The sequence below is a fragment of the Myroides sp. C6-3 genome (assembly GCF_050522425.1).
Lineage (GTDB): Bacteria > Bacteroidota > Bacteroidia > Flavobacteriales > Flavobacteriaceae > Flavobacterium.
The window spans coordinates 26,183-47,666 of record NZ_JBMVQP010000010.1; the positions used below are offsets into that span (position 1 = coordinate 26,183).

Here is a 21,484-nt window from a genome sequence, read left to right on the forward strand (position 1 = left end):
ACAACATAATTAAGATAAAAATTGATTGTTTGTGGAGGAATGATGTATTTATTTTGAATTTTCGAAAAAACCTTTTCAACTTGGTTTTCAGCTTGTTAGGTTGTATCTTTGCACTATATTTTAAAAAAATAGAAACTATGGAAAAAGGATTAAAAATAGGCGCAATTTTATTGTTAGTAACAGGGATGTTAAGTGTGCCAAATGATTTTTATGAATTGACAAAATTCATCTTAATTGCATTATTCGGAATCCTAGCTTATAATTCACATGTGGAAGCCAATATCAAAGCTACTGGACTTTACATTGCTTTAATTATCTTGTTTCAACCTTTCGTTCCTTTGCCTTTCGGATCAACGGTATGGATGGTTTTACACGGAGCAATTATCGCCTTTCTAGCTATTACCATGTTTACTGCTAAACGCAAGCTTAGCAAAGCTATTTAATGAAAAGTTAATATACAAGAAATATTGATAAAAAAAGCCTATTCCCCCTAGGGAGTAGGCTTTTTTATGGGTAAAAAAAAAAGAGAAAGACAAGCAAAGAACGGTTTAGCTGTAGAATTTATTTTTTACTTTATCTAGTAAATAAAGGTTTGAGAAGGGGTAAATGTTTTAATTTTACTAATATTTTGATTTTTTATATAATTTTTATATTAAAATATTTGGTTATTATATTTTTTTTGTATCTTGCATAGGGTAAATAAATGTATTACTGTATTTTTTATTAGTTGTTAAAAACGTGTTTAGTGATTCTTTTTACTTTGTGGGGACTTGGTTTGAGAATAGAACGAATGCGAAAGAAATTGAAAAAGGGTTGCTGTGAAGCAACCCTTTTTGGTTATCGGTTATGAGTTATCGGTTATGAGTTATCGGTTATGAGTTATCGGTTATCGGTTATTTGGTATAGTGTCTCTAAATGATAATCTTTACGACTAACAACTAACAACTAACGACTAACGACTAACAACGATCTCTCTCACAACTTCGTATTTTTCAGACGCAGTGAATTTGCAATAACAGAAACGGAGCTAAAACTCATCGCAACGGCAGCGATCATAGGTGAAAGCACGATCCCGAAAAAAGGGAATAAAATACCAGCTGCAATAGGAATACCAATACTGTTGTAAATAAAGGCGAAGAATAGATTTTCTTTAATATTCTTCATTACGTTGTGACTCAGTTTAATCGCTTGTGGGATTTTGTCTATTTCACCTTGTAATAGCGTAATTTCTGCACTTTCAATAGCAACATCTGTTCCGGTTCCCATAGCGATTCCTACATTCGCTTGTGCAAGGGCAGGGGCATCGTTGATTCCGTCTCCAGCCATCGCTACAACTTTACCTTCTTCTTGCAGTTTTTTTATTGCATTTAATTTGTCTTCTGGAAGAGCTTCTGCAATGAAGTGTTTAATTCCTAATTGCTTAGCAACAGCTTGTGCCGTGTTGTGGTTATCTCCTGTGATCATAATCACCTCGATTCCCTGTTGGCCTAGTTTTTCGATTGTCGCTAAACTAGAGGCTTTGATTTTGTCGTGCATCACTACATAGCCGATGACCATAGCTCCTTCTGCGATATAAGAAATTGTTTTTCCTTCTTTTTGGATAGCCGTTACTTCCGCTAGTAATTCTTCGCTTACTGATGCATGCAAGGACTCCATTAAAGCAGCATTACCTAGTGAAATACGCTTTTTATCTACAATACCTTGAATTCCTTTCCCCGTTACACTAGCAAACATCTTAACTGGTGTTAACGCAATTTCCTTTTCTTTAGCTGCTTGTGTGAAAGCTAAGGCTAAAGGATGTTCACTATTTTGGTTTAAAGAGGCAGTGAGTTGTAATAGGGTTTGGGTTTCATAGTCTTTTTGGGTAGAAACAATCTTTTCAATAGAAGGTTTTCCCTCGGTTAGCGTACCGGTTTTATCCGTAATCAATACATTTATTTTATTGGCCGTTTCTAAGGCTTCTGCATTTTTAATGAGGATTCCGTTTTGTGCTCCTTTACCTATTCCTACCATAATAGACATCGGAGTAGCTAGTCCTAAAGCACAAGGACAAGCAATAATCAACACCGCTAAAGCATTGATGAAAGCATAAGCTAATCGCGGTTCCGGACCAAAGAATTTCCACAGAACGAAAGTCACAATTGCAATCAAGATTACCGTTGGAACAAAATATGTAGATACTTTATCTGCTAATTTCTGAATCGGGGCTCTAGAGCGACTGGCGTTGTTTACCATGTCAATAATTTGAGCAAGCAAGGTGTCTTTACCAACTTTTTCTGCTTGCATAATAAATGCGGTATTGCTGTTGATCGTTCCTGCTACAACCTTGTCATCTTTTGTTTTTTCTACGGGAATAGGTTCTCCCGTAATCATGGATTCATCAATAGTAGCATGCCCTTCGAGGATTATTCCATCCACGGGTATTTTTTCTCCTGGTTTTACACGTAATTTATCGTGTTTTAAAATGGATTCAATGGCTACTTTTTCTTCTATGTTGTTTTCATTGATGCGCGTTGCTTCCGTAGGTGATAGTTTGAGTAATTCTTTGATGGCAGTATTGGTTCTACTATGGGCTTTGGCTTCCATTACTTGCCCTAACATTACCAAGGTCAAAATAACGGCTACTGACTCAAAATACAAGTGAATCCCGTGCTCTCCTTTAAAGTCTTCAGGAAAAAGAGAAGGAAAGAATAGCGCCACTACACTAAATAGTAAACCAGCAGCACCACCCAATCCAATTAAGCTAAACATATTGAGGTTCCACGTTTTAAAGGAAACCCAAGCGCGTTGGAAAAACGTCCAGCAAATATAGACTACAGGAATCGTAAAAATCAATTGGATGTAGTTGTTGAGGTGCATGGGAATTATTTTTCCAATCGGATCGCCCGGCAACATGCTGCCCATTGATAAGATAAATACAGGTAAGGTGAAAAGAATCGCGTATTTTAATTTGCGCAACATCTTGGGATAGGTGGTGTCTTCGGGTTCAATATGTATAGTTTTGGCCACCAAATCCATCCCACAAACCGGACAAGATCCTGCTTCGTCATAGGTTTTATCGCCTTCACATAACATCGGACAGTAGTAAACCGTTTGCTCTACCTTAGCCGCAGGAATTTGTTCTAAATTCATTCCACATACGGGGCAACCTACATTGGTATCGTAGACTTTCTCCCCCTCACATAGCATCGGACAAAAGTATTTCCCTGCTTTATCCATCATATCTGCTGGAATCTCTTGGTGAAAGTGATCTTCTTCACTTAGTTCGATGGGGGGAAGTACTTCCTGTGTGCCATCCGCTTTGGTGATTACTTCTTGTAAAATGTAGTTCCCCTTTTGAAGTAATGCCTTCTGTAGGGTTAGGGTATCAATATCGTGATGTAAATCTAAGTCTGCTTGTTCGTGTTCTAAGGAAACAGTCGCTTGAACACCGTGGACTTCATTGAGCGTTTTTTCAACTTTCGTACGACAACCATCACAACTCATGCCACTTACTTTGTATATTTTTTTCATGAAATTAGATGTTTTTTCAATATACTAAGTTCGCCCTTTTTAAGGAGTAACTGTTATATAATTTTTGGAAAGGCTTATATTATTTTGGAAAGAGGAAAGAAAGAAGAGAGAAGAAATCGGAGTGCAGCGTAGATTTATTGAATACCAAAACCAGTATAAATAGATGAGATAGAAAGGGGTGATAACGACAAATAACGAACAACGAACATTAGGTACTGTCTCTTCTCTCCAAAAAAAAACCACCCTACAAAAGGAATGGTTTTTCTTTTATCGATATTCTTCTGTTAACCGTTCACTGTTCACTGTTCACCGTTCACCGTTAACTGTTTATCGCATCCCAAATCACATCTGCTGGTGTAGGAGCAACAATTGTCAAGACTTCTTTCGTTACGGGATGTGTAAAGGTCAGAGCTCTTGCGTGTAGGTGAATACCTCCATCGGGATTACTGCGATCTGCACCGTATTTGAGATCTCCTTTGATTGGGCATCCTACCGCTGCTAACTGACAGCGGATTTGGTGGTGACGACCTGTATGTAGATCAATTTCCAAGGCGGAATACGACTTTAATTGATGAAATAATCGATAGGTCAACTTCGCTTTTTTGCTATTGGAAACTTCTTTGTGATGGGCTTTGGATGTATTATTTTTGGGATTGCGTACCAAGTAGTGTTCTAGTGTGTCTTCTACTTTCGGTGGTGCATCTTTCACCACAGCCCAATACGTTTTTTTCGTTTCTCTATTTTTGAAAGACTCGTTTAAACGCGTCAGTGCTTTTGAGGTTTTTGCGAATACAACCAGACCCGAAGTAGGGCGATCTAAACGATGGACTACTCCTAAATAAACCTCTCCCGGTTTATTGTATTTTTTCTTTATATAGTGTTTTACGATTTCACTTAACGGCATATCACCAGTTTGATCGCCTTGTACTAAATCACCTACGCGTTTATTGACAACAATAATATGATTGTCTTCGTGTAGGATTTGTAGATTATCTGGAGTAGTAACAACTTTCATAGGGTGTAATTTAAAACAAAAATATCCTTTTAAATGTAAAAGGATATTTTTGTAGGTATATTTTGTGCAAAAACAGCTTAGTATTGCTCATTTTCATTGGGGAAGTCTACCGCTTTTACATCGTCAACGTATTGAGCAACAGCTTCTTTCATCTGATCGAAAATATTTAAATAACGACGTAAGAATTTTGGGTTGAATTCATGTGTTAATCCAATCATATCGTGGATCACTAACACTTGCCCATCTACGCCATTTCCTGCTCCAATACCGATTACGGGAATCGAAATGCTCTCTGCAACTTTTTTCGCTAACGATGCTGGAATCTTTTCCAATACGACAGCAAAACATCCGATTTCCTCTAACATCTTAGCGTCTTTCATCAATTGTTCTGCTTCTTCCTCTTCTTTTGCTCGTACAGTATAAGTTCCGAATTTGTAAATAGATTGTGGTGTTAATCCCAAATGCCCCATTACTGGAATACCCGCCTCTAAAATGCGCTTAATTCCCTCTTTTATTTCAATACCACCTTCCATTTTCACCGCATGTGCACCACTTTCTTTCATAATTCGAATCGAAGAACGCAACGCTTCTTTGGGATCAGATTGGTAAGAACCAAAAGGTAAATCCACGACAATAAGCGCTCTATCAGCACCTCGTACGACCGATTGTGCATGGTATATCATCTGATCTAGTGTAATTGGCAAGGTCGTCTCGTGTCCCGCCATAACGTTACTAGCAGAATCTCCAACTAGCATCACGTCAATTCCACCAGCTTCTAAAACTTTGGCCATTGAGTAATCATAACAAGTAAGCATTGATATTTTTTCTCCATTGGCTTTCATATCAATTAGCGACTTAGTAGTCACTTTTTTATAATCTTTCTTTGCTACTGACATTTGTTGTTTATTTTGTAATTCCTTGTAAAAGTAGAGTAAAAAGACTTCAAATAAAAAAATTAGCAGTAATAAATCAATTCTATTCGCAATAATTCATTATTGTAGAATTCAAAACTGTAGAGAACATCTTCCACCGCAATGTAATAGAGGTGTTCTACGGGATCGATTGTGGTAATTAGTCCCTTGGCTAGTTGAAGGAACATCGTTTCTGTTGTATACTGTTCCAAAAGGTGGTTGTTGATGATAAAACCATTTTGATTGATCATATCCATTTTCCTTACTTTGTAGGTATGGTATAAATCATGCGTAATGAATTCTGCTGAATTGAAGTAGGAATTACCTTCATAATCGCCCAAGGCACAATCTTCTAAATTAGCCGATTCATCGATAGGATACCCTAAATAAGTGTGAATCCAATCGAGATCAAAACCATCTGTTGGTTCAATTTTTCCCTTTAAGGCAAAACCAAATTGTCCTTTTTTAATTAGCTTGTTGACTTTAGAAGAATCGTCTATTTTAGGCATGGCTTTCAATACTTCTAATTGCATTTTTAATAGCGCTACCTTGTCTGTCTCCTCCTGCTTCGTAGCGAAGTCGATGTAGAGTTGAATCGCTTTTTGCGTTGTTGCCTCTTCGCTATTCCATCCCAATTCTAAGATGCGCTCCGCATATTTGCGTTGTTCACTGACGTCAGTTGCCGTCTTATATGCTTGAATTAATTCGCTCATTACAGGGCGTTCTCCTAAATACTGTACAGATACATAGCCGTAACCTTCCTTGTAGGGAATCGGCACCCAAGCGTTTTTATCATACGGATAAAACTCCATAGCAACCGCTGTACCAATTAAAACGGTTCCCAATACAGCTGCTGTACTGCTGGGATATTCGCGTACTTTTAAACCCGCAACGGTTGTAAATAGATGGGGAGATCCATAGTATTCATCTAACTCGATTAAAGGGGTGGGAGCTTCAGGAGAATCTTCAGTGTAGTATTCGCTTAAATTTTGGGTATCCACAATATAAAGCGGACTCTCATAATCGCGGTCAATTTGCACCAAGCGCTTGTTGATTTTTTCATAGTAAGACAGGTGCGCATTGGAGATGAAGATTCCCGCTTTTTGCGTTCCTGCTTTGTCTTTGTAAGCTTCTGTGGGTTTGGTGGTGTAAAGGGTCTGTGCTTGTGCTACTGCGTGTAAAGATAAGCAGATCAGCAAGGTGTGAACGAGTGTTTTCATACGGTTGTTCTATTATTCAATATCGTTAATTGAGAGCGCAAATGTGCTAAAAAAATCAATGCTGAAAATAGAAAAATGCAAGGGATGGCTGAATTTCACTATTTCTGGGGAGGTGGGGAAGAGGTTGCAATTGATGATGAATTACTTACAAGTATACTCTAGGGAGATAGAGAGAAAACCCGATCGCGCGGATTTGCACCTTAAATCCGCGCTATTCATGATATGGGATAAGACTTTATTGTTGAAGTATTTTCGTATTCGTTTACCAAAGTCTATTTACAATGCAAAAGTTAGTTATCTTTAACATTAGGTTATAATGCTTTACTTAATCCGATGCGAATAAAAACGACAAAATAGATGTTGGTGAGATCATTGAAGAAACGAACTATTATCCTTTTGGCTTGGCACATCGTGGCTATAACGAGAAGAATAATACCATTGGAGAAAAATATAAGTATCAATACAATGATTATTGAGAATAAAGCGTTTAGCTTTAGGTGAAAATACCGCACGTAGTGCTGAATTACAGGATGAGTTAGGATTAAACTTGTACGATTACGGTGCAAGGAACTATGATGCCGCAATTGGTCGATGGATGAATGTGGATCCGTTGGCGGAAGAGTTTCCGGCTTGGAATCCGTATCATTATGTACACAATAATCCGATTAATTTGATTGATCCTACGGGGATGGCAGCTGATGGGTGGATTATTAATAAAAAATCAGGTGAAGCAAAATTTAGTGAAAGTTATGATGGAACTAATACACCTGATGGATGGTACTATGGAAGTGCAATAATTGGTGATAAAACAATTTATAATGCTGATGGAACACATCAATCGATTGATTCGGGAAGTGAAAATTGTGTGTCGTGTCATCATGAATTTATTTTTGGTAAAGATGATACTATGTCAAAATTAAATGGAGGAGTCTTTAATGGATTAAGTTTTACAATGGAAGGCGGCAAGTCATCTCCTTGGGAAGCTCCAAAAGGAAGCCGATTTACCCCATGGGTAGATATGACGGTGTTAATGATTTTTGCCATGGATGTATTTGGGCCTGAAACAGTGTTACCTGGAGTTGCGCCTGATGGAAGTAATACTTTTGCGCCTAAAGCAAATAATCAATCGATTTCACCACAACCAATAGTGCCTGTTGTGCCTACTACAGATAGAGTTACAATGCAACGAATAGATTATAGTGCAACTGATCGAATAGGAAATAATGCTTCTGTAATTCATACACCGTATCCAAGAGATACTTCAGTAGTAAAAGGTAATGGACATGTTGTAATTAAAAATAATACCAATGATTCGTTAAAAGCAATGAGATTAAGAGATTTAAAAAATAGTAGATAAATGATACAAAAAGAATATTTAAATTGTTTAGTAATTTTATTACTGTTTTTAGGAGCATGTAATAATAAAAATGCACTAAAAAATGAGAGTAAAATTGAAACAAATAATAGAATTAGGTATGAGATGATTTTTCCAGATACAGTTATTATTGGTAAAGAGTACTTCGGATTAATTAACTACAATAGTAGCTTAGATTCTGTAACGACTAAATTTGGTGTTAAAGGTAAAAATAGGTATGTGAGATTAATTATGACAACTACCGAAACAGTTGATTATGATTATAAATATCTTAAAAGTATTGTTAAAGATACTTTTGGAGCTTATGATAATAGAACTATTGATTTTTTGTTGAAATTTAAAAAATTAGGTACTACATATATTGATGGATTAATAAATGATGTAGTTTTAATTGATTTGGAAGAAAAAAATAGTAATGGTGAAGAGATGATAAGATGGATAGAAGATGAAGTAAGAGTAACAAAAAAAGTAGTCGTTATTGACGAAGAATAAAACACCACCCCAACCCCGATCGCGCGGATTTAACTTCAAGCCCTTCGGTTAAAGCCTCGAGTGCAATCCGTGCGCATAAATTATAAAGGATGAAAAACCCGCTAGTCGAAAGATTAGCGGGTTTTGTGTTATAAAATAGCTTGTGATTTTTTTAGTAGTCTTTTTTAATCAAATAAAATCCTACTTTTATGGGGGTAGTTGGTTTTGTAAGTTGAGCGAGCCCACGGATTTAATTTCAAGACGTTCGACTAAAGCCTTAGGTTTATTGTGAGTTTTGAAGTGAACATAGCATGTATGAGGTATAGAAAGGCACGGATTGTAAATCCACGCTATCGGGATCAATGACATTGAACATGTTTTTTAGTTTCGTCATCCATTTTTTGTATATCGTTGATGTGTTGCTCTGTTTCTTTGTCGTAATAGGTGTTTTTTTCTCCTTCCTTTAATCTATCTACCCACCCTAAACCGCCAATAAAACTAGCACAAAAGGAAATTAATCTGTAAGCGTGGCATAGCCCAACACAGAAAAATCCGCAGTGTTTAGTTTTCCTTCGAACGTCCAATTGACAGGATCTCCCGATTCGTTATTGACCCAATTAAAAGTTCCAGAATAAAAACCTGACATAGAAGATAGCACAAGTAAGGAAGAATTGTTTGCTGAACCTTGAGGACTCGTTCCTGTATGGCATAAAAGGGTAGCTGAAATACTGTTTATAGAACCATTTATATTTATTTGAGCATTGACATGGTCTTTTCCCATAAAATGTTCGGGGGAAGAAGCTTCTCCTGTTCTATAAAAAAAGACATTGCCAATTTCAGCTCCTGCTTCTAATTTGCCGGAAGCGGGAGTGATATTCTTTTGTAAAAGGTGAATTCCGTTCGTGTTTATTTCTTTGAAGTAGCGGTCACTAGTCGTATTCATCTCAACATAGGAAGCTCCGTTTTTAATCTCGTTTTGTAAAAATGCATTTACTTGGCTTATTTCGCTTTTAAATCGCGTGAAATGCTCCTCTGATACTTTGTCTAATTGGTTAATCGTACTAGTCGGAAGCAGCTTTAAAAAGTCACTTTTAGCATTTAGATTCAAGTAATAAGTTAAGTTCTTTTTGTCAATCGATACAAAATTTTGCAATATTCTTGAATCTTCAGCATAACTCCTTATTTCTGCTACATCGTCCTTTTGACAGCTAAAACTCAAAAACAATAGGCTAATCAGCAATAGATTTAATACTTTTTTCATGGTTTATATTTTTAGATTAATACGGTGTGAATTTCAATAGGAAGGAATTTATCTTCAAATTGTAAGTCACATGATTAAACGACTAGGCTAGATGACATAATCATTGTAAAATAAAGTATTTTTATTTTTAATTTAAAATTTAAAACACTGATTTTTAGGTGGTTATTTCTTTTGTGAACGAAATTTGTGGTTTGTGTTTGATTTTTACTGATTTGCCTTGATCAGTGTTCTACCCAATCGCACGGATTGAACTTCGTTCAATTCGGCTAAAGCCTCGGGTGCAATCCGTGCGCCTAAATAAAAAATAAAAACCCGTTAGTCGAAGGATTAACGGGGTTTGTTTTATAAAATAGTTTGTAATTTTTGTGGTATCACAAGCAGCAGACCTGTCTAAAAGAACGGTACAAATAGAGTAGTAGAATGGGTTGTGTTTTGTAGGGGGTTTATAAGGGGTTTTATAAGGGGTGTGTCCATAGTGAGTCCATGGTGTGTCCATAGTACCTCCATTAAAAAGACTGTTTTGAATAGACGCACTATAGATACACCATTAAGTCACCTTTGATACATAGTATACTTAACTCCTACTTGCTACCTATCGTGTAAATCAAAGTTATCAGTTATCGGTTATCAGTAGACTTAGATTTTTTGTTCGTTGTTGGCTGGGAGTTGCAGAAATTGAGGTTTGTTTGTTTGTTTGTTTGTTTGTTTGTTTGTTTGTTTGTTTGTTTGTTTGTTTGTTTGTTTGTTTGTTTGTTGTCTCAATGAGAAACTCACTACCTCACCAAACACCAAACAAACAACAAAAAAACCACCCCTACAAAGGGATGGTTTATCTTTCTTATGAATATTTTCCGTTAACCGTTAACTGTAAACCAATCTAGCAATCCGATAAGTTCACTGCTACAGCTAATCCGCCTTCAGAAGTTTCTTTGTATTTGTTGTTCATGTCTTTAGCCGTTTCCCACATAGTACTCACTACTTTATCCAACGGTACTTTAGCATTTTTAGGGTCTGTATCCAATGCTAATTCAGCAGCATTAATTGCTTTAATGGCACCCATAGCATTGCGTTCGATACACGGAATTTGCACCAAGCCTCCAATAGGATCACAAGTTAGACCTAAGTGGTGTTCCATGGCAATTTCTGCCGCCATCATCACTTGTTCCGGACAACCACCCATTAATTCACACAATGCACCAGCGGCCATTGCACTAGAAACGCCAATTTCTGCCTGACAACCACCCATAGCAGCTGAGATAGTCGCACCTTTTTTGAAGATACTGCCAATTTCACCCGCAACGAGTAAGAATTGTTTAATTTCTTTTTCGCTGGCTTTGTGGTTTTCGATCACTAAGTAGTACATCAATACCGCCGGAATCACACCTGCACTTCCGTTGGTAGGAGCGGTAACCACACGTCCTAGAGCAGCATTTACCTCATTAACCGCTAGCGCAAAGCAACTTACCCATTTCAAGATTTGGCGGAAGTATACTTTTGTTTTGCGGATTGTTTGCAACCATTCCTGTGGATTGGTGTAAGGCAAATCGCTTTTGAGGTTTTGGTGTGAATCATACGCACGTCTGCGAACATTGAGTCCCCCAGGCAAAACCCCTTCCGTATGACAACCGATGTACATACACTCGAGCATGGTGTTCCACACGCGCATTAGTTCACGGTGAATCTCATCCTCACTGCGCAAAGATTTTTCATTTTCATAAACCAGTTGAGAAACCGTCATATTTTGTTCTTTGCAGTAGGCTAACAGTTCCGTAGCCTTGTCGATAGGATAAGGAAAATTCGCCTTTATCTCATCGTTTTTTACATTTGCAGCACTTTCTTCTTTTACGACAAATCCACCGCCAATCGAGTAAAAAGTAGAAGCATACGTTTCTCCTGTTTTTGTTTGTACCGTAAAGGTCATCCCATTGGCATGGAAAGGCAAGAAGTTTTTATTGAAAACGATATGGACTTTAGGATCAAAAGTAAGGAGTATTTCCGCTCCTAAATTGATGGTTTTAGTCGTATTAATTTCGGCTATAATAGCGCTGATATTTTCTACGGGAACATATTCAGGATCGGCACCGCTAAGTCCTAGCATAACTGCCAAGTCCGTTGCGTGTCCAACACCTGTTAAAGAAAGCGAACCAAATAAGTCAATGGTTAGCTCTTGCACTTGGGTAAATAGGTGACGTTCTTTTAGTTCTTTCAAGAAAAGCTCTGCGGCTCTCCAAGGACCTAATGTGTGTGAGCTCGAAGGTCCAACGCCAATCTTGAGCATATCAAAAACAGATATACATTCCATAATGTTGCATGATTTAATCGTTACGAAGATAAGTAAAAAGTGCGGAGTCACAACGGTCGGATTTGGATTTAACGTATACCCTAATTAAAGTTTTAGTCGATGAATTGTACATTGAATTCGGTATAAATTGGAAGAGAAGGAGTGGAAACAATAGGTATTTAAGAGAATAGATGGGAATAGTGTGGAAAAATACCTGTCAGTAAATCTGACGAAGTTGGTGGTAAAATGAGGAGGAATGACTTGTTTTGTGACAAAGTGGCATTGTGGGAAATAAAATTGCACAAAAAAAGAGTCAGAAATGACACAAATTGTTCTTGGCACAAAGATTGACTATTAGTAAGCGAGCCTGAGGTTCAAAAAACGAATAAGGAAAATTAAGTATAAAAGATAAACGATAAACATATTATGAGTAAAATAATTGGTATTGACTTAGGAACTACGAACTCATGTGTTTCTGTAATGGAAGGTAACGAGCCAGTAGTAATCACGAATGCGGAAGGTAAAAGAACAACCCCTTCAGTTGTAGCATTTGTTGAAGGAGGAGAAATTAAAGTTGGAGACCCTGCAAAACGTCAGGCAGTAACTAACCCTACAAAAACAGTAGCGTCTATCAAGCGATTCATGGGTGAAAAATTCAGCCAAATCCCTGGAGAAATTACAGCTGTACCTTACAGTGTAGTGAAAGGAGATAACGATACCCCTCGCGTTGATATTGACGGACGTTTATACACACCGCAAGAAATTTCTGCCATGACTTTGCAAAAGATGAAGAAAACAGCAGAAGATTTCTTAGGACAAGAAGTAACAGAAGCTGTAATTACGGTACCAGCGTATTTTAATGACGCACAACGTCAGGCAACAAAAGAAGCAGGTGAAATTGCAGGATTAAAAGTAAGACGTATCATTAACGAGCCAACAGCGGCTGCTTTAGCATACGGATTAGACAAAACAGGAAAAGATCAAAAAGTAGTTGTATACGATTTAGGAGGAGGTACATTTGATATTTCGATCTTAGAATTAGGTGATGGAGTATTTGAAGTACTATCTACAAACGGAGATACACACTTAGGAGGGGATGACTTTGACAACGTAATCATCAACTGGTTAGCAGAAGAATTTAACAGTGCAGAAGGTGTAGATTTACGCAAAGATGCAATGGCATTACAACGTTTAAAAGAAGCTGCTGAGAAAGCAAAAGTAGAGTTGTCATCTGCTACACAAACAGAGATCAACTTACCGTATATCACGGCTACAGCTTCAGGACCGAAACACTTGGTACAAACGTTGACAAGAGCGAAATTCGAACAATTGTCAGATGATTTAGTACGTCGTTCAATGATCCCTTGTGAAAAAGCATTAAAAGATGCTGGATTGTCAAAATCGGATATCGATGAGGTAATCTTAGTAGGTGGATCAACACGTATCCCAAGAATTCAAGAAGAAGTAGAGAAATTCTTCGGTAAAAAACCACACAAAGGAGTAAATCCAGATGAGGTAGTTGCTATTGGAGCTGCTATTCAAGGTGGGGTATTAACAGGAGATGTAAAAGACGTATTGTTATTAGACGTTACACCACTTTCATTAGGTATTGAAACTATGGGAGGTGTGTTTACGAAACTAATCGATGCGAATACAACAATTCCAACGAAGAAATCACAAGTGTTCTCTACAGCTGCAGATAACCAACCATCTGTTGAAATCCACGTATTACAAGGAGAGAGACCGATGGCAAATGACAACAAAACGATTGGTCGTTTCCACTTAGACGGTATTCCACCTGCACAAAGAGGGGTGCCTCAAATTGAAGTAACGTTCGATATTGACGCTAACGGAATCATCAAAGTATCTGCAACAGATAAAGGAACAGGTAAATCACATGACATTCGTATTGAAGCTTCGTCAGGATTGACAGAAGAAGAAATCGAAAGAATGAAAAAAGAAGCAGAAGCAAATGCTGATGCAGATAAAAAAGCAAAAGAATCGGCGGATAAAATTAACGAGGCTGACGCGATGATTTTCCAAACAGACAAGCAATTGAAAGAATTTGGAGATAAATTATCGGAAGCAAATAAAACGGCGATTGAAGGAGCTTTAGAGGAGTTGAAAAAAGCATACGAAACAAAAGACGTAGCTACAATCACTCCAGCTTTAGACAAAATCAATGAGGCTTGGAAAGCAGCTTCTGAAGAAATGTACAAAGCGCAAGCGGAGGCTCAACAAGGAGGTGCACAAGACGCTCAACCAAACCAAGGGGCTAACCAAGGTGGAGGAGATGCTGAAGGACCTCAAGATGTGGAGTACGAAGAAGTAAAATAAGAACCCTAAAGTTTTTATAGTTATAATGGAAGAACCGAGTCTTTTTAGGCTCGGTTTTTTTTATTACGCCAAACAAGCTTGATGCAAAATAGACAGGCAATGGTCAATTTCATCTAAACTAAGATGAGCAAACCCCAAGCGCATGCCCGTTAATTTTTTGCTTTGATACAATAAAGTCGTGGGAATATACAAGTTATTGAGTATGCAAAATGTACGTACACGCATTAAATTGATCGGTTGCGTAAAGGTAATCCAAACGGCTAGATCCCCGTCAGGTACTGTAAACTCAATGCGATCACCCAATAAAGTACGCAAGACTTGACAGCAATAATCGCGTCTTTCTTTGTAGATTCGGTTGACCTTCACTTGATGCCTAAATAAAGTACCTTCCTCTATTAATTCCGCTAAGGTATGCGCTGTAAAAAAGTTATTTGGATTCTCCAGTAAGGCTTTGTGTTTTTCTAATTCTGCGATGAGGTTCTCCGGCGCAATGATAATGCCTGTTGTAAAATCTGGAGCCAAGGCCTTTCCAATTGAACTAAGATAGATCACCAAACCTTTCGTATCCCCACTTACTAAAGGAAGCGGAGGGGTGTGGTTGTAGTGAAAATCAAAATTGACATCATCCTCTAAGAGAATAAATCCATACTGTTGAGCCAGTTGCAACAATTTCATTTGCTGTTGTGCAGAAAGAGAAACCGTTGTTGGATATTGATGGTTGCTACTTAAATAGACGAGACGTAGTGGCGTTTGTTGACACAACTTTTCTAGGGCAGCGAGGTCAATTCCCTCTTTGTGTAAGGGAATCGGGTGCAACTGAGCACCTGTATGTTGTAAAATGACATTGCTGCCATAATAGCTGTATTCACTAATGGCTACGTGATCCCCTGCTTGGAGTAATAATCTAGCACAGAGATATAAAGCTGAGGTCGTACTAGTTGTAGTGAGTAGATTTGCAGGAGTTGCTTGAATATTTCGCGTTACGTTAAGGTAGTTGACCACTTGTTTTTTAAAACGCAGTTCCGCTTTTTTCGTATAAGGATCAAAGTATGTACTGTGTTGTTTCCGCTTGAGATTAGCGCTAAAGATCGCTGCTAGTTCTTCTTGAAGTCCCAAGCGAATATCGGGGATACCATCCGTAAAGTAGTAGGTACAAGTATGTTGCTCATAAGGTAAATCCAGGCGATTATCTGTGCGAAAAGAATATGCAGTAGTTGGCGAAAAGGGATGTGAATTGCGGTGTACCTGTTCTCTCGGATGATGAACAAACGTTCCTTGATTGGGATAGCTTACCAGCCAACCTTGTGTAGTGAGTTCGTCAAAAGCAGCAATAATCGTATTGCGATTCACCCCTAAGAGTTCCGCTAATTTTCTGCTTCCTGGTAATTTAGTTTGTACGGGAATAATATTGCGTTGAATGGCATTGCTAAACTGATTGGCAATTTGCATATAAACAGGCGTTGTAGAAGCTTTGTCTATTTGTATCAAGCGGTTATACGGTAGGGAAAACGATTGTGCCATGGTTCAAGTCAAACAAAAATCAATGCCTACAAAAGTAAGGATTATCTCCCGATTAATGCAGGCGCTTGTAAAAGGTTTTCAACGGTTAAGGCATAGCAATACTGGGGTACACTGCGCGCGCCAAAACTCTCTTTCCAATAGAGTAAACCCGGATTGAGTTGTTTGGGACTGCTGTGGCTACTGCCAAAATCAAAATAGCGTTTCGTTGACTTGTATTGCTCCATAAGGGTGTACATAAGCAAATCAAGCGCTCCGTTTTTATTGTCTTCTTCTTTACCTGCTATATATTGTAAGTGAACGACTTGAGGGTGTATAAACAAGGTTGTTCCTCCAACTATTTCCCCTTGTGCGTTGTACACATTCATTTGTTTGATGTTAGTTGGAAAAGCTTGCATCAAGTGTGTAATCTCTTCAAGTGAGTGTACGGGAGTAGTGTGATAGCGCGCTTGCAGACGCGGCTCAAGTACAGCTTGCCAAAAAGAAGTAGCCGAAGGGTCTTCTGCGATGTAATATCCTTGTTTTTTACCCTTTTGTATCATTCTTTTTCTATTGGTATTTAATGGGTTAGGGCTTGCTAGATCCAACGTGGATAACAGTTGTACACTGAGTAAGTTTCCACGCAAGGCATTGCTTAAAAAGGCAAGGTTATTGGTAGGGGTTTGACTGTAAATAACGGGGATTTCATTGAGGATAACCGATGAAATATCGTGTAGTTTGCAATATTGAGCAAGGGCTTCTATAATGGCAATAAACTGCGTAAAAGTCAAAGATGAGGCATGAATAATACCCCCATAACTCAACCCAAAATGACTACACAGGACACCATCTTCTAAATGAGCAGGAAGAAGTGCCACTAGCTTCTTACCTTCGTATAGTAAAAGAGAGTGATCGCAAAAGCGATCTCCGTGATACTCCATAAATTCGCGTTGGAATAAAAAACTGGCGTTTGTCGCCTGTTGGAGCATGTTGTTCCAGTCGTTTTTTAGGCGTGTATTGTAGTGTACTACTTTCAAATTTCAATGGTGTTTTTTTAGCATGAAGACGAAAGCGTAAAAATAGGGAAAGAAAACGCAAAAATCGAAAAGAAAATACAACTTATAAAGAAACCTTTTTTCTAAAAGAAGAAATAATAGTATGGAAAATTACAGGTGTTTGTTTTGAAAAATGAGATAAAAGAACAGGAGAGTGTTAAAAATTAGTTGTAGTTGTTTTGTGAACGATAGATCGGGTAATTTGTAGTATATTTCGGCTTTAATTTAATTTAATCTAAATAACAAATAACTGATGAGACAAAATTATGTACGCATTCCAATTTTATATGTCGCACTAGCTTCGTTTTTATGGATAGGTAGTAGTTATGCGAGTTCAATGGTGGACGATCGAGCAGTTGGGGTAGAAGTTTACAAGCCGAAATTACCTGCGTATACACCAGTAAACGACTATGGCTCCTTTGTGATTCGAATGGATCAAAAATCCAATTGGACGGAAAAAGAGTTTCTAGCGCAAGCTCGATCTTTTTTTGGGATGAATGAAACCAATACGTTTCAATTCATACACCGCTATACAGACGAGTTAGGTAAAGTACATAACACCTATCAACATTTTGTAGGACAGTATCCCGTAGAAGGACAGATGTTTATTGTACACAGTGATGCTAAAGGCCGTGTAACGGGGGTAAATGGTACAATCATTCCCATTGAAAATAAGAAAAGCACGTATAGCTTGAGAAGCAATGTCAAGAAAAGACCGATTGTTTCCAAAGAAAATGCGGTGAAGATTGCGTTGAAGGCGAATCAGATCAAAAGGGATCAAGCACAAGACTACCCCATAGAAACCGTTTTTGTCAAATCAACAAAAGAGGAAGGGCTTTTTGTCTTGGCGCATAAAATTCGCGTAGAGGATAGCAGTGGTCTTCGCTTAATGAGTAAAAATGTGTTTGTTGATGTGGAAGATGGAGCAATTGTAAACGAGGTTTCTCTTATTGCTCATGCCAATGTAAGAGGTAGTGGAAATGGCTTTTATCGCCCCAATTTACCTTTGGAGTTAACAGCAGTAAATGGCAAGTATCAACTGGTTGATACGGAGCGTAATATCACTACATACAATGCTGAAAATATGACTAGTGATTGGGATTTCTATGATGAATTAGGAGACTTGATCGAATCGTCAACGCCTACTTTTCCTCAAAGCCCTGTAAATGATCTGCATTGGGGGTTAACAAGAACCTACGATTATTATAAAGAAAGACACCATAGGAATAGCTTTGACGGAAAAGACGGGGAGATTTCGGCGTATTACAATCCTATTTTTTTAGATGGGGATTCAAACTCTGGTTTTCCTGATAATGCCTTTGCCATGCATAATATCCGGGGAAATTTCTTAGTGTTTGGCCGTGGATCAGGTTATTTTAATCCGTTGGTTACTTTGGATGTTGTAGGCCATGAATTCAGTCATTTAGTTGTGGGACATAACGGACGTGGTGGTTTGGTCTATCAAGGTGAATCAGGGGCGTTAAATGAAGGATTTGCGGATATTTTTGGAACGTCTATTGAGCATTTTGCTACGGATGATGCCGATTGGCTTATCGGAGATGGTATTGTGAATTTTACAGGTTATAGCTATATGCGCAATATGCAAAACCCTAAAAACAACCATCCAGCAAGTAGACAACCCAATACGTATTTAGGAGAAAACTGGGCTGATACAAGGGCTGGAGCATGGGATAATGGCGGTGTACACGTTAATAGTGGTGTGATGAATTACTGGTACTATTTGCTAGCTGAGGGAGGCAGTGGAATGACAGATCCTATTTTCAATGAACAAAACGAAGTGGTAACTCCAGCGAAGGATTATATTGTATCGGGAATAGGGATACAAAAAGCAGAAAAAATTGCTTATCACACCTTGATGAGTCAATTGGGAAGTAATTCACAATACGCGGATGCAGTAGCAGGTACGCTAACGGCTGCAACTGACTTGTTCGGTGAAGATTCTGAAGAGTATTTAGCTGTTTACGATGCTTGGTATGCTGTCGGTTTATTGGAAACGCCAAGAGAAAATATGGGAATCGAAGACTTTGAATTGAGCGAAGAGGTATTCAGTATGTATCCGAATCCTGTTTCAAATGGAGAATTAACCATCTTGCTCAAAGAGGAAAGAGGAAGTGTTGCTTTCTATACTATGGCAGGGCAAAAAGCAACCCCCGATTTTACAGTAGAAAAAGGAGAAAATAAAATTCATATTCCTCAGCTTAAAACAGGTACTTATATTGTGTTTTTTGAAAGTAATACAAAAAAAATATCAACGAAGATTGTGGTGAGATAGTATAAAAAAAAGTTAAGGCTTTTCTTGCTTCATTCTTTGTTTTGTAGTGTAAAGCCTTGATTTTTTTAATACAGACACTTAATTGTTTAGTTTATCGGAGGATTTGTTTGTGGGTAATGTTAAATATTTGCGATAAATGTTTTGTTAAATAAATATTAGATATATTTTGGTATATTTCCAAAATGTTAATAACCCAAATGCAAAACAAAACAAATACATGAAAAAAAATTACGCAAGGCTTTCTTCTATCTATGTTGCTTTAGCTTCCTTTCTCTGGATTGGAACGGGCTATGCGGCTACAGTAGAGCTTGATAATACGGTTGGAGTAGAGGTGTATGCAACACAATTACCCACTTACAAACCGTTGAATGATTATGGTTCTTTTGTTATTCGAATGGATAAAAAGACCCACCTGACAGAGCAAGAGTTTCTAGCAAAAGCCAATACTTTTTTTGGTTTAAACGAAACCAATTCCTTTAAGTTATTGAGTTCTTATACCGATGTGTTAGGTAAAATACACAATACCTACCAACACTATGTTGGCCAGTACGCAGTAGAAGGACAAATGTTTATTGTTCACCAAGATAAGAATGGAAGAGTAACTTCTGTAAATGGAACTATTATCAACATTGAAAATAAAAAGAGTTTATACAGTTTACGAGCCAATGTAAATAGAAAACCAGTGATTACTTCAGCTAAGGCATTGGATATTGCACTGCAAGCGAATAAAATAACAGGTGATCGCCAAACGGATTATCCCGTAGAAACGGTATTTATGCGTTCTGCTAAAGAGGATGGCGTATTTGTTCTCGCGCATAAGGTTCGAATTGAAGATTTCTCCAAAGCAAGAATGATGAGTAAAAACGTTTTCATCAGTGTTGAAAAAGGAGAAATTATAAACGAAATCTCTTTGCTAGCGCATGTAAATGTAACGGGTTCAGGTGATGGGTTTTATGCTGATAATTTGCCGCTAAACTTAACGTTGGAAGACGGTAAATACAAAATGCATGATACAGAAAGAAAATTAAAAACCATAGATGGAACAACAGTAAGTGAAGATTGGGAGTTTTACAGAAAACAAGGAACAGTATATGAAAGTGATACGCCAATTTTCGCTCCAAGTCCTGCCAATGACGTTCACTGGGGATTAGCGAAAACGTATGACTATTACCGTGAAGTGCACAACAGAAAGAGTTATGATAATGATAATGGAGAAATAACCGCTTATTATAATCCAGTGGCAATGGATGGGGATGAATCAGGATTTCCTAACAATGCAGTAGCTATGTCATCACCCTTTAATATTCTCGTTTTTGGAAGAGGATCAAGAGACTATAATCCATTGACAGCTTTGGATATTACAGGGCATGAGTTCACGCATTTAGTTGTAGATAACAATGATAGAGGTGGACTGCAGTACCAAGGAGAATCAGGTGCCTTAAACGAAGGGTTTGCTGATATCTTTGGAACATCAATTGAGTTTTATACAGTTGATCATGCGGATTGGTATATGGGAATGGGCGTGCTAAAAGACAATGCATATCCCTTTATGCGAAACATGAAAAACCCGAAAGAGGGACGTGGATATGCGAGACAGCCTAATACCTACAAAGGTGAGTTTTGGGCAGCAACAGGATTTATGGATTGGGACAATGGTGGTGTACACATCAACAGTGGTGTGATCAACTATTGGTACTATTTGCTAACCGAAGGTGGTACGGGAATGACAGATCCTATTCTAGATCGCCAAGGTCAAATCATCACCCCTGCGAAAGAATATATTGTGTCGGGAATTGGTTTGCAAAGAGCAGAAAAAATTGCCTATCATACCTTAATGACTCAATTAGGTAGAAACTCACAGTTTGCAGATGCAGTTGAAGGTTCTTTAACGGCAGCAGAAGATCTGTTTGGAGAAGATTCTGAAGAATACCTAACGGTTTACGACGCTTGGTATGCTGTAGGTCTATTAGAAACGCCAAGAGAAAATATGGGGGTTGAAGACTTTGAACTGACAGAAGAAGTGTTTAGCATGTATCCTAATCCTGTTTCAAACGGAGAATTAACCGTATTGATTAAGGATGAAAAAGGAAGTGTGACCTTCTTTTCTATGGCAGGACAAAAAGTAACACAAGATTTTACCGTGGAAAAAGGAGAAAATAAAATCCAAATTCCGCAGTTGAAAACAGGAAACTATATCGTTGTTTACGAGAGTAAAGAACGCAAGATAACAGAGAAAATTATTGTGAAATAAATAC

Annotated in this window: 15 protein-coding genes; 7 read left to right on the forward strand and 8 right to left on the reverse strand. The window is 37.9% G+C overall.

Translation table 11 applies throughout. The annotated features are described in order from the left end of the window. Positions 1-137 precede the first annotated feature (137 nt). Positions 138-443, forward strand: coding sequence for a DUF6804 family protein (locus tag ACPDG9_RS05985; protein ID WP_430526850.1), 306 nt, complete (start codon positions 138-140; stop codon positions 441-443). Positions 444-975: 532 nt separating this feature from the next. Here the strand turns inward: ACPDG9_RS05985 and ACPDG9_RS05990 are convergent. The 4 genes from ACPDG9_RS05990 to ACPDG9_RS06005 form a co-directional block, all read right to left on the reverse strand. Continuing rightward, on the reverse strand, positions 976-3,513 hold the full coding sequence (locus ACPDG9_RS05990; protein WP_430526851.1) for a heavy metal translocating P-type ATPase: 2,538 nt from the start codon (positions 3,511-3,513) through the stop codon (positions 976-978). A 319-nt stretch (positions 3,514-3,832) separates the two neighbouring features. Continuing rightward, entirely contained in the window at positions 3,833-4,528 is a 696-nt protein-coding gene (locus ACPDG9_RS05995) for an RluA family pseudouridine synthase (RefSeq protein WP_430526852.1), read from the reverse strand. A gap of 77 nt (positions 4,529-4,605) precedes the next feature. Next, entirely contained in the window at positions 4,606-5,424 is an 819-nt protein-coding gene (panB, locus tag ACPDG9_RS06000) for a 3-methyl-2-oxobutanoate hydroxymethyltransferase (RefSeq protein ID WP_430526853.1), read from the reverse strand. Between the two features lie 59 nt (positions 5,425-5,483). Beyond that, positions 5,484-6,659, reverse strand: coding sequence for an SH3 domain-containing protein (locus ACPDG9_RS06005; protein WP_430526854.1), 1,176 nt, complete (start codon positions 6,657-6,659; stop codon positions 5,484-5,486). 58 nt (positions 6,660-6,717) lie between these two features. Here ACPDG9_RS06005 and ACPDG9_RS06010 point away from each other — a divergent pair, with 58 nt between their 5' ends. The 3 genes from ACPDG9_RS06010 to ACPDG9_RS06020 all read left to right on the forward strand — a co-directional run bounded on the left by ACPDG9_RS06010 (position 6,718) and on the right by ACPDG9_RS06020 (position 8,526). Next, on the forward strand, positions 6,718-6,963 hold the full coding sequence (locus ACPDG9_RS06010) for a hypothetical protein (RefSeq protein ID WP_430526855.1): 246 nt from the start codon (positions 6,718-6,720) through the stop codon (positions 6,961-6,963). Between the two features lie 168 nt (positions 6,964-7,131). Continuing rightward, on the forward strand, positions 7,132-8,016 hold the full coding sequence (locus ACPDG9_RS06015; protein ID WP_430526856.1) for an RHS repeat domain-containing protein: 885 nt from the start codon (positions 7,132-7,134) through the stop codon (positions 8,014-8,016). After that, positions 8,017-8,526 (forward strand): hypothetical protein, encoded by a 510-nt coding sequence (locus tag ACPDG9_RS06020; protein WP_430526857.1) that lies wholly within the window; start codon positions 8,017-8,019, stop codon positions 8,524-8,526. Positions 8,527-9,019: 493 nt separating this feature from the next. Here ACPDG9_RS06020 and ACPDG9_RS06025 read toward each other — a convergent pair whose 3' ends face one another. Both ACPDG9_RS06025 and ACPDG9_RS06030 read right to left on the reverse strand, forming a co-directional pair. Next, positions 9,020-9,766, reverse strand: coding sequence for a hypothetical protein (locus tag ACPDG9_RS06025; protein ID WP_430526858.1), 747 nt, complete (start codon positions 9,764-9,766; stop codon positions 9,020-9,022). Between the two features lie 877 nt (positions 9,767-10,643). Further along, positions 10,644-12,068 carry an L-serine ammonia-lyase gene (locus tag ACPDG9_RS06030; RefSeq protein ID WP_430526859.1) on the reverse strand — a complete coding sequence of 475 codons (1,425 nt, stop codon included), beginning with the start codon at positions 12,066-12,068 and terminating at the stop codon, positions 10,644-10,646. Between the two features lie 405 nt (positions 12,069-12,473). On the opposite strand from ACPDG9_RS06030, the gene dnaK reads away from it, so the two are divergent. Next, on the forward strand, positions 12,474-14,384 hold the full coding sequence (gene dnaK, locus ACPDG9_RS06035; RefSeq protein ID WP_430526860.1) for a molecular chaperone DnaK: 1,911 nt from the start codon (positions 12,474-12,476) through the stop codon (positions 14,382-14,384). Between the two features lie 63 nt (positions 14,385-14,447). Here the strand turns inward: dnaK and ACPDG9_RS06040 are convergent, their stop codons facing one another. Both ACPDG9_RS06040 and ACPDG9_RS06045 read right to left on the reverse strand, forming a co-directional pair. Further along, positions 14,448-15,905 (reverse strand): PLP-dependent aminotransferase family protein, encoded by a 1,458-nt coding sequence (locus ACPDG9_RS06040; RefSeq protein ID WP_430526861.1) that lies wholly within the window; start codon positions 15,903-15,905, stop codon positions 14,448-14,450. Between the two features lie 41 nt (positions 15,906-15,946). After that, positions 15,947-16,918, reverse strand: a complete 972-nt coding sequence (locus ACPDG9_RS06045; RefSeq protein ID WP_430526862.1) for a GNAT family N-acetyltransferase — start codon at positions 16,916-16,918, stop codon at positions 15,947-15,949. Positions 16,919-17,189: 271 nt separating this feature from the next. Here ACPDG9_RS06045 and ACPDG9_RS06050 point away from each other — a divergent pair, with 271 nt between their 5' ends. Both ACPDG9_RS06050 and ACPDG9_RS06055 read left to right on the forward strand, forming a co-directional pair. Then, positions 17,190-19,229 (forward strand): M4 family metallopeptidase, encoded by a 2,040-nt coding sequence (locus ACPDG9_RS06050; RefSeq protein WP_430526863.1) that lies wholly within the window; start codon positions 17,190-17,192, stop codon positions 19,227-19,229. Between the two features lie 217 nt (positions 19,230-19,446). After that, positions 19,447-21,480 (forward strand): M4 family metallopeptidase, encoded by a 2,034-nt coding sequence (locus ACPDG9_RS06055; RefSeq protein ID WP_430526864.1) that lies wholly within the window; start codon positions 19,447-19,449, stop codon positions 21,478-21,480. Positions 21,481-21,484: the final 4 nt, after the last annotated feature.